Source organism: Sphingorhabdus sp., assembly GCF_044357595.1.
Lineage (GTDB): Bacteria > Pseudomonadota > Alphaproteobacteria > Sphingomonadales > Sphingomonadaceae > Sphingorhabdus_B.
The window spans coordinates 1-3,056 of the sequence record NZ_JBIKPH010000197.1 but is presented as its reverse complement, the minus strand read 5'-3'; the positions used below and the strand labels follow the sequence as shown (position 1 = coordinate 3,056).

General features: G+C 56.7%; 5 protein-coding genes. All 5 read left to right on the top strand.

The window, feature by feature from the left end; all coding sequences use genetic code 11:
- Positions 1–1,211 (top strand): RluA family pseudouridine synthase (locus ACIQ2T_RS12885; protein ID WP_397591153.1); only part of this gene is annotated, 1,211 nt, incomplete at its 5' end.
- Positions 1,211–1,813: an FMN-binding negative transcriptional regulator gene (locus ACIQ2T_RS12880; protein WP_397591152.1), complete on the top strand. Its 603-nt coding sequence runs from the start codon at positions 1,211–1,213 to the stop codon at positions 1,811–1,813. The genes ACIQ2T_RS12885 and ACIQ2T_RS12880, both read left to right, overlap by 1 nt.
- On the top strand, positions 1,810–2,472 hold the full coding sequence (locus tag ACIQ2T_RS12875; RefSeq protein WP_397591151.1) for an HAD-IA family hydrolase: 663 nt from the start codon (positions 1,810–1,812) through the stop codon (positions 2,470–2,472). The genes ACIQ2T_RS12880 and ACIQ2T_RS12875 overlap by 4 nt, the downstream gene beginning before the upstream one ends.
- Complete coding sequence (locus tag ACIQ2T_RS12870) at positions 2,469–2,708, top strand: hypothetical protein (protein ID WP_397591150.1); 240 nt, start codon at positions 2,469–2,471, stop codon at positions 2,706–2,708. The genes ACIQ2T_RS12875 and ACIQ2T_RS12870 overlap by 4 nt, the downstream gene beginning before the upstream one ends.
- Positions 2,705–3,056: ATP12 family protein (locus tag ACIQ2T_RS12865; protein ID WP_397591149.1), on the top strand; the 352-nt coding region annotated here is incomplete at its 3' end. The genes ACIQ2T_RS12870 and ACIQ2T_RS12865, both read left to right, overlap by 4 nt.

Here is a 3,056-nt window from a genome sequence, read left to right as displayed (position 1 = left end):
TTGCCCCGGATGATGACGGCATAAGGCTGGACCGATGGTTCAAAAGGCATTTGCCCGATGCTTCGTTCAACATCGTATCGCGTTGGGCGCGTACCGGGCAATTGCGCGTCGATGGCAAGCGCGCCACACCCGGCGACCGATTGCTTGCGGGGCAAACCCTGCGCGTGCCGCCTGCTGATGCTTCTGCATCCTCAAGCGCGCGGCCAACACGCATTCGCCGCGAGCTGACGAGTGACGAGATGGAATTCGCGCTGAGCATGGTGATTCACAAGGATGACGCTGCGTTGGTGATCAATAAGCCAGCGGGTTTGGCAACGCAGGGCGGGACCAAGACCGAAAATCATGTTGATGGTTTGCTGGACGCCTTGGGCTTTGAATTGGATAACCGGCCAAAGCTTGTCCACCGTTTGGACAAGGACACGTCGGGCGCATTGTTGCTGGCGCGTACGTCGCGGTCGGCAGGGCATTTTGCCAAGGCATTTTCGTCCCGCACCGCGCGTAAGGTCTATTGGGCACTGGTTGTCGGCGTACCGGACATTGCCGATGGTTTCATCGACTTGCCCATCGGCAAACAGCCGGGCAGTGGCGGCGAAAAAATGCATGTGGATGAAAAAGAGGGGCAGTCCGCACGCACCCGCTACCGCATCGTCGAACGCGCGGGCAACGCCACGGCTTGGGTTGAGCTGCAACCCTATACGGGCCGGACGCACCAGTTGCGCGTGCATATGGCCGCTATTGGCCACCCGATTGTCGGCGACGGCAAATATGGCGGCAAGGAAGCGTTTCTGACAGGCACGATAAGCCGTAAAATGCATCTCCACGCCCGCCGTATCCGCATCGACCACCCGTCGGGGCATCAGATTGACGTCCGCGCCGATATGCCGCCGCATATGAAGGCAAGCTTTGACGATTTGGGTTTCGACATTGAGCTGGGTGATGCGCTGGTATTGGACGCGCCCAAATTCAGCGAAACCGCCGAAGGCAAGAAACGCGTCGCTGCTAACATCGCAAAATCCGCGCGCAAAGAACGCAAGGGCGAACGCCGCTCACGCGGATCAACAAGCGACAAGCCAAAGGACAATAAACGCAGCCAAATGGCAGCTGGCAAAAAAATCGCCGCGAAAAAGCCAGTGATTAAAAAGGCTGTGACGGGCAAGGCGCCTGGCAAAAAACCTGCGGCGAAAAAGGTTGCACCCAAGGGGAGGACTTAATGCATCCTAATGCTGCGTTTCGGTGGGAAGACCGCGCCGCTATGCGCGCTTTTGCGCAGGAAGTCGGCTTTGGCATGCTATTCCTCAATACCCAAGACGGGCCGCATGTGGCTCATCTGCCATTCGTATTTCTTGGCGAGGACCGTATCGGTTTTCATATGGCGCGCAGCAACGCGATTGCCCGATATCTTGATGGGGCAGAGGCGCTGTTCGTTATAAACGGGCCTGATGGCTATATCAGTCCGGATTGGTATGGCACCCCTGATCAGGTTCCTACATGGAATTATGTGGCGGTCGAGTTGGTGGGGTCTGCTCGTAAAATGGACGAGGCGGAGTTGATCGTTCAATCGGATGCTTTGTCTTATTCCCAAGAATTGAAATTGACGCCCAAACCCGTTTGGACACGCGCCAAAATGACGGATGGCCTGTTCGAAAAAATGCTGCGCGGCATTTACGGGTTTGAAATGCACGTCACCACATGGCGAAGCACGCTGAAGCTTGGACAAAACAAAAGCGAAGCTATGCGGGAGGCAGCGGCAAATGGCGCGGCGGTGGCCGGCAATACTGCAGTTGCCGACGCGATGCGTAATCTCCCTGAATGACGCATCGCCTTGCCATATTCGATTGCGACGGGACCTTAGTCGACAGCCAAGCGAATATCTGCATGGCCATGGAGCATGCGTTTGAGGGCGCTGGGCTGACCCCGCCGCGGCGGCATGATATCCGGCGGGTGGTTGGGTTATCGTTAGTAGAATCCATGCGCGTTTTGTTGCCGGATGCAGAGGATAAATGCCACCAGGACATGGCCGAACATTACCGGGCTGCGTTCCTTACATTGCGCAACAATGGCTTAGTCGATGAACCCCTGTACGACGGGATGGCATCGTTGTTATCGGAAATGGATGCCGGCGGATGGCTGTTGGGCGTGGCGACGGGCAAGTCTGATCGCGGTCTGATCCGCTGCCTCGACCATCACGCCATCACGGGCTTATTCGTCACGCTGCAAACCGCCGATCGCCATCCGTCCAAACCGCACCCGTCAATGGTTTATCAAGCGCTGGCCGATGCCGGCACCGATGCACGCAACGCAGTGGTCATTGGCGATACGGTATATGACATTCACATGGGCCGTGCGGCAGGCACGCGGACCGTGGGGGTGAACTGGGGCTATCATAGCGTGGAGGACCTGCGCGAAGCAGGTGCAGACTATATCGCCGAAAGCATGGACGACCTTAAAACCTATCTCATGGATTTTGCATGACACCCACAGACGATAAATCACGCGCAGAAACACGCGCGCAATACCGGTTTCTGGTTATCAACCTTTGCCGGATCACGGGTGCGGTCATGTTGGTTGTCGGCTTAGCCGTCATCGCACGGGAAGCATTTGGATTGCCCAAAGCTATTGGTTATCTGCTGTTTCTGGTCGGCATGATAGGCTTTATGCTACTGCCCGTCCTGCTATCGAAAAGATGGAAAAGTACACCTGATATATGAGGCGATTTTGGAAAGCGGTTACGCTTGAAGCTACCGATTTTGGGTACGCCGTTCGGCTTGATGGCCGTCCGGTAAAGACGCCAACGGGCAATCTGCTGGCGCTACCCTCGCAAAAAATGGCGGACGCCGTTGTGGCTGAATGGGAGGCTGTCGAAAAAAATGTGAACCCCGTGCTGATGCCCAATACGGGGTTTGCCAATGCAGCTATCGACCGGATCGCGCCGGACCATGATGGTTTTGCCGCCGCCATTGCGGCCTATGGCGAGACGGACAATTTTTGTTATCGCGCTGCGGCTGGTGAGGCATTGGCCGACCGGCAGGCGCAGATTTGGGATCCGTGGCTGGACT

Coding starts and splice junctions, on each gene's coding strand:
- ACIQ2T_RS12880 (WP_397591152.1), top strand. CDS start 1,211: ATGCATCCTAATGCTGCGTTTCGGTGGGAAGACCGCGCCGCTATGCGC.
- ACIQ2T_RS12875 (WP_397591151.1), top strand. CDS start 1,810: ATGACGCATCGCCTTGCCATATTCGATTGCGACGGGACCTTAGTCGAC.
- ACIQ2T_RS12870 (WP_397591150.1), top strand. CDS start 2,469: ATGACACCCACAGACGATAAATCACGCGCAGAAACACGCGCGCAATAC.